This window comes from Nocardia sp. NPDC003345 (assembly GCF_053589395.1).
In genome coordinates this window covers 1-5,804 of sequence record NZ_JBSFRU010000376.1, presented here as the reverse complement: position 1 = coordinate 5,804, position 5,804 = coordinate 1, and the positions used below count along the sequence as shown (strand labels likewise).

4 protein-coding genes are annotated in these 5,804 nt (G+C 66.7%); 3 read left to right on the top strand and 1 reads right to left on the bottom strand.

Annotated elements, in window-relative coordinates; all coding sequences use genetic code 11:
* Both ACWDU1_RS28430 and ACWDU1_RS28425 read left to right on the top strand, forming a co-directional pair.
* The coding region (locus ACWDU1_RS28430) for a S1 family peptidase (protein WP_450003131.1) at window positions 1–978 on the top strand (978 nt) is incomplete at its 5' end.
* 18 nt (window positions 979–996) lie between these two features.
* Entirely contained in the window at window positions 997–2,310 is a 1,314-nt protein-coding gene (locus ACWDU1_RS28425; RefSeq protein ID WP_450003129.1) for a S1 family peptidase, read from the top strand.
* 473 nt (window positions 2,311–2,783) lie between these two features.
* Here ACWDU1_RS28425 and ACWDU1_RS28420 read toward each other — a convergent pair whose 3' ends face one another.
* Window positions 2,784–3,599 (bottom strand): hypothetical protein, encoded by an 816-nt coding sequence (locus tag ACWDU1_RS28420; RefSeq protein ID WP_450003128.1) that lies wholly within the window; start codon window positions 3,597–3,599, stop codon window positions 2,784–2,786.
* Between the two features lie 447 nt (window positions 3,600–4,046).
* On the opposite strand from ACWDU1_RS28420, the gene ACWDU1_RS28415 reads away from it, so the two are divergent.
* On the top strand, window positions 4,047–5,804 hold a 1,758-nt coding region (locus ACWDU1_RS28415; protein ID WP_450003126.1), incomplete at its 3' end, for a (Fe-S)-binding protein.

The window sequence follows — 5,804 nt, the reverse complement described above, 5'->3', positions numbered from 1 at the left end:
CCGGCCGGGCTGGAAACCTCCCTGACGCAACTGAATCAATGGGTCGCCGGGCAGCCCCGGGATATCGCCCAGGTGATCAATTCGATCGCCATCGACTTCCTCAACAGCCAGCTGGTCGTGAATGTCGCCAATACGCCGCTGGCTCATATGCTCAATCTGCCGACGCTGATCGCCAACATCAAAGTCGTCCTTTCCCCGGACGGCGGCGGCCCCGTCGAACGCCATCCCATGGGCGGCGATACCTACATCAGCGCCCCCGGCCCGCTCGACGATGCCGAATTGCGCAGTGTCGATGTCTGCTCGTTCGGCTTCAACAGCGTGGACGCCGGCGGAAACGCACTGAACATCAGCGCCGGGCACTGCAATCCCAATCTCGACAAGGGCGACGAACGGGCTTCGGTCTACGGCCCGAATATCCGCAATATCCCGGCCAGCCCGCAGCTGGGCACCTTCATCCAGTCGGAGCTGGGCGGCCCCAGCACGCTGGATTACTCGGTGATCCAGCTGAACGAGCGCGCGGTCGGCGCGGGTATGGACCAGCCCTCGGTGCGAGGCGCCAACGGCACCACCCTGACCATCACCGGCACCGCCGACCCGGTGACCGGCGCCCCGGTCTGCAAGTCCGGGCAGTCCTCCACCTTCACCTGCGGCTTCGTCGTCGCCGACCGGGTCGAGACCCAGCTGTTCACCACCGAGGGCGAGCCCAAGTTGGTCCGCGGCTTCGCCAGTACGGCCTGCACCCTGGGCGGAGACAGCGGCGGGGCCATCGTCACCGGCACCCTGGCACTCGGTATCACCAGCGGTTCAAACGCCGCCGACAGGGCCGACTGCACGGATGCCAACATCACGATGGCCCAGTACGGCGGCACCGCCACCCTGGGCATTCCCATTCACGCCATCCTCGCGCAGGCCGATGCGGCGTCCGGTGGGGGCGTCGGCAGCGGCATCAGCGTACGAACCCGGCCGAACGCCGGATGAGGCGGATATAGTCTCTGCATGCTCATGCCACGCATAGGTAAACGGCGAGAGTCGCCGTCCAGAAACCGGCTGCACCGTGCCGCGATCGCCGCCTCGGCGGCCGTGCTGCTGTTCGGCCCCACCGCGGTCTCCTCGGCCGCCCCCGAACCCGCTCCCGGGCTGCCCAGCGACCTCGTCGCGGCGCTGCAGCGCGATCTGCACATCTCCCCGGAGGAGTATCTGGCGCGGGCCGATACCGCGCAGCAGGTGGCGGCCTTCGCGACCACCGCTCAGCGGCAGTTCCCGCAAGTTTTCGCGGGTTCCTGGCTCGACGAGCAGGGTAAGGGCGTGGTGGCGCTGGCTCCCGGCCCCGGTGCCGACGAAGCGCGTGGCGCGGCCGAGTCCAGCGGTTTCGTGGTCCGCAATGTCGCCAAGAGCGAATCGACGCTGCGCGGCGAGAAGAGCGCGTTCGAGCGCTGGCTCGACGGCCAGCCCGAGGCGGTTTCCGCGCTGGTGCGCGGCGTCGTGATCGACACCGTCAACAACAGCATCGCGGTCCGGGTGGACAAGGCCGGGCTGCCGATGCCGAACTTCATCGACCCGGCCCGGGTCATCGTGATGGCGCCCCCGGTGGCCGCGGAGACCCTGCCGCAGGCGGCGGCGGTCGCCGAGGCCGGCACCGTCGGGCTCGGCGGCGGCGACGGATTCGCCTCGATCGCCGGCGACAGCTCGCTGCGCTGCTCCTTCGGTTTCAACGGTGTCGGCCCGGCCGGCAACGTCGTGAACATCACCGCCGGACACTGCAACCCCGACCTGAACAATGTCGGCGCTGCCACCGTGCACGAATCGCTCGGCGGCAACAAGGTCGGACCGAAGATCGCGACCTTCCAGAAGTCGGTACTGGGCAACCAGGACTACTCCATCCTGGATATCGAAGACGGCGCCAACGGCCGCTTCGAGAACAATCAGGTCAAGGTTCCGGGTGCCGCACCCGTCCCGATCGAGGGCGTGGCCGCCCCGGTCGTCGGCGCCCCGGTCTGCAAGTCCGGCTCGCGGACCGGTTTCAGCTGCGGCGTGGTGAACGCGGTGGACCAGACCGTCCAGGTCGGCGACCGTCAGCTCACCCAGAGCTTCTCCGCCAATATCTGCGCCCTCCCCGGCGACAGCGGCGGCCCGATCGTGACCGGACGCCTGGCACTGGGCATCTCCAGCGCCTCCTCGGTGGCCGACTACCCGATCTGCGAAATCCCCAACCTGCTGGGCGTGCTCACGGGTAACGCCCCGCAGCTCTTCGCGCAGCCGGTGAGCGTGGTGCTCTCCGACAACCCGGGACTGCGCATCCGCACGAGCTAGTGACCGGCCGCCCTGTGTTCTGGGCACAGGGCGGCGGCCCGGCGGCCGGCCCGAGGGCCGGCAGCCGTACGGCATAGAGCAGGCCAGAAGGGCCGGCAGCGTCGCTGCCGGCCCTTCTGCTCGTCTTCAGGGCGATCGCGGCCCAGCGAGACGTACCTGATTGGGCGGGGTTGGTGTCCTGAGCGGATACAGGGGTGCGAGCGGCCGCGGGGTGCCGGCTCGGCCCGTCGAGCACTATTCGACGCCGCGGTCACCATTGTGCGGACGAGAAGAACTCCGGCCGGTCTCGCGTGTCACCCCTGCGGGACCGCCGGTACAGGCAACCGGAAATCCCCGGGCACGCATCCGACCGGCTCCGGAAACGGAAGAGGCGGTCAGGATCCGGAGTTCACTCCGAATCCTGACCGCCTCTTTCGATGCGATTTCAGTGGTGTGCGGTCCCGCTCCGCAGTGCGAGGCGGGACCGACGGCCGTTACTTGGGCGCTTCCACTTCCGCTTCCGCCTTCGCGGGCTCGGTCTGGGGCTGCCCACCGTTGGCCCATTTGCTGGCACCGGCCGGCGCCTGCAGGGTGTTGACCAGTTCGACACCGGCCGCGATGAGGGTCGGCCCGCCGACGGCGATGGTGCCGATGATGCCGCCGATACCGGCGCCCGGGACACACCCGATTGCCGGGATGACGACACAGCCGACAACGAAGCCGATAGCCGTACCGACGAAGCCGCCGATGGCCGTGGCCAGGCCGAAGTTGCTGGAGAACTCGCTGATCGCGCTCTGGTTCTCGGCGGGCGAGGCGATCGGCTTCAGCGTCTGCGGCATGGCGACGGGCTGCAGGACCGAGCCCGGGGCGCCCGGCTCTACGCCGGCCGGCCGTTCCGGAGTCAGCTCGAGGACGGCGCCGTCCTTCTTGACCTCCGAGGCCACCGGAATCTCGACGCCGTTGGTGGTGAACTCCAGCGGCATGGAAGCCACCAGGGCACCGCTCTTGTCCTTGATCTCGACGACCTTCTGGACGTCTTCTTTACCGTCTTCCGCGATGGGGTCCCCGGCCGCCTCCCCCGCGACCGGCTCCTCCTGCGCAGCGACCGGCTCCTGCTGAGGGATTTCCTTCTCGACGATGGAGAAGGTTCCGCCGTTGATGGTCGCGACCACGGTCTTTTCCAACAACTGGACGGCGTAGTTGACGGTTTCCTTGGGCGCAGCCGCCGGTTCCGCATGGGCTGTGCCGAAGCCCATGGCGAGCGAACCGCTGACCAGTGCAGCGATCGCGGCGGATCTCGGGAGTGTCATCCATTTCCAATCGGGTGTCCGGCGTGACATCTCGACGCGAGGGGGTCCTTTTAGAAGTGACCCGGAAATCCTCCCCGAGCGTTATGAGATGTCACGCTTCCTGATAGATCGGGCTGAGCGTAGTCGAATGCACTGGCAAAAGGCGAGATTCGTTTCCCAAGCGTAAGAAACCGCCCGGGTAAGCCTGGCCTTATCACGGCACGCGAGGGCGGGCCCTTTACGGTGTTGATCAGGTCGTTCCGTTATGGACGAACAACTGAACAAGGTGATGTTGATCACGCCACGATTGCCGCGAAAAACCCAGGCAGACGGGCCGCGGCCTGCCGGCGATCGTACAGTGGACACCAGTAGTTACTGGCGAGTAACTTACTGGCGGTTACGATACGAGCCGGACGGGTACTGCTCAGTTCTCCGTACCTCGTGTTGCTTCGAAAGAAAGGTCGCGACATGAATGCCCTGACAGTGACGCTGGGCACCTTGGGGGCGGCGCTCAGCCTGCTGTGCTGGGCGTCGTTCTTCGGCGGCGTCCGGGATATTGTCCGGTCCATCATGCTGGGCCAGCCCGCCCCGGATCGCTGGCGGCCGTTCTTCCCGCGTTTCAAACAGATGCTGGTCGAGTTCCTGGCGCACACCCGGATGAACAAGTTCCGGACGGTCGGCTGGGCCCACTGGCTCGTGATGATCGGCTTCCTCGGCGGCGCGATCCTCTGGTTCGAGGCCTACGGCCAGACCTTCGATCCGGCCTTCCACTGGCCGATCATCGGCAATACCGCCGCCTATCACCTGTGGGACGAGATCCTCGGCATCGGCACCGTGGTCGGTATCACCGTGCTGATCGTGATCCGGCAGCTGAACCATCCGCGGATACCGGAGCGGCTGTCGCGGTTCAGCGGTTCCGCCTTCGGCCCGGCGTATGTGATCGAAGCGATCGTCTTCCTCGAGGGCCTGGGCATGGTCTTCGTGAAAGCCGGCAAGATCGCGACCTACGGCCACGCCAACGGCGCCACCGACTTCTTCACCATGCGGGTGGCCGAACTGCTCCCCGCCAGCCCGACCATGGTGTCGATCTTCGCCTTCATCAAGCTGATGTCGGGTATGGCCTTCCTCTACCTGGTCGGCCGCAACATCACCTGGGGCGTGGCCTGGCACCGGTTCTCGGCCTTCCCGAACATCTACTTCAAGCGTGAGGACGACGGCGGCGTCGCCCTGGGCGCGGCCAAGCCGATGATGTCCAAGGGCCGCGCCCTGGATATGGAGAACGTCGACCCGGATACCGACACCCTCGGCGCCGGACGGGTCGAGGATTTCTCGTGGAAGGGCTGGCTGGACTTCACCACCTGCACCGAATGCGGCCGCTGCCAGTCGCAGTGCCCGGCCTGGAACACCGGTAAACCGCTGTCGCCGAAGCTGCTGATCATGTCGCTGCGCGACCACGGCCGCGCCAAGGCCCCGTACCTGCTCGCCGGCGGCAGCCGGGATATGGGCGGCGACGAAATCGGCCTGGTGGACGCCGACGGCAACCCGGACGAAGCGAAACTCGCGCAGATCTCCGAGGCCGCCCGCGCCGAGGCCGAACGCCCGCTGGTGGGCGAGGCCGAGGTGAACGGCATCATCGACCCCGAGGTGCTGTGGTCGTGCACCACCTGCGGCGCCTGCGTGGAGCAGTGCCCGGTCGATATCGAACACGTCGACCACATCATCGATATGCGCCGCTACCAGGTGCTCATCGAATCGGAGTTCCCGTCCGAGCTCGCGGGTCTGTTCAAGAACCTGGAGAACAAGGGCAATCCGTGGGGCCAGAACGCCAAGGACCGGCTCAACTGGATCAACGAGATGGACTTCGACATCCCGGTGTTCGGGAAGGACGCGGACAGCTTCGACGGGTACGAGTACCTGTTCTGGGTGGGCTGCGCCGGCGCCTACGAGGACCGCGCGAAGAAGACCACCAAGGCCGTCGCCGAACTGCTGGCGACCGCCGGTACGAAGTTCATGGTGCTGGGCCAAGAGGAGACCTGCACCGGCGATTCGGCCCGCCGCGCCGGTAACGAATTCCTGTTCCAGCAGCTGGCCATGCAGAACATCGAGGTGCTGAACTCGGTGTTCGAGGGCGTGGAACAGAGCAAGAAGAAGATCGTCGTCACCTGCGCCCACTGCTTCAACGCGCTGAACAACGAGTATCCGCAGGTGGGCGGCACCTACGAGGTC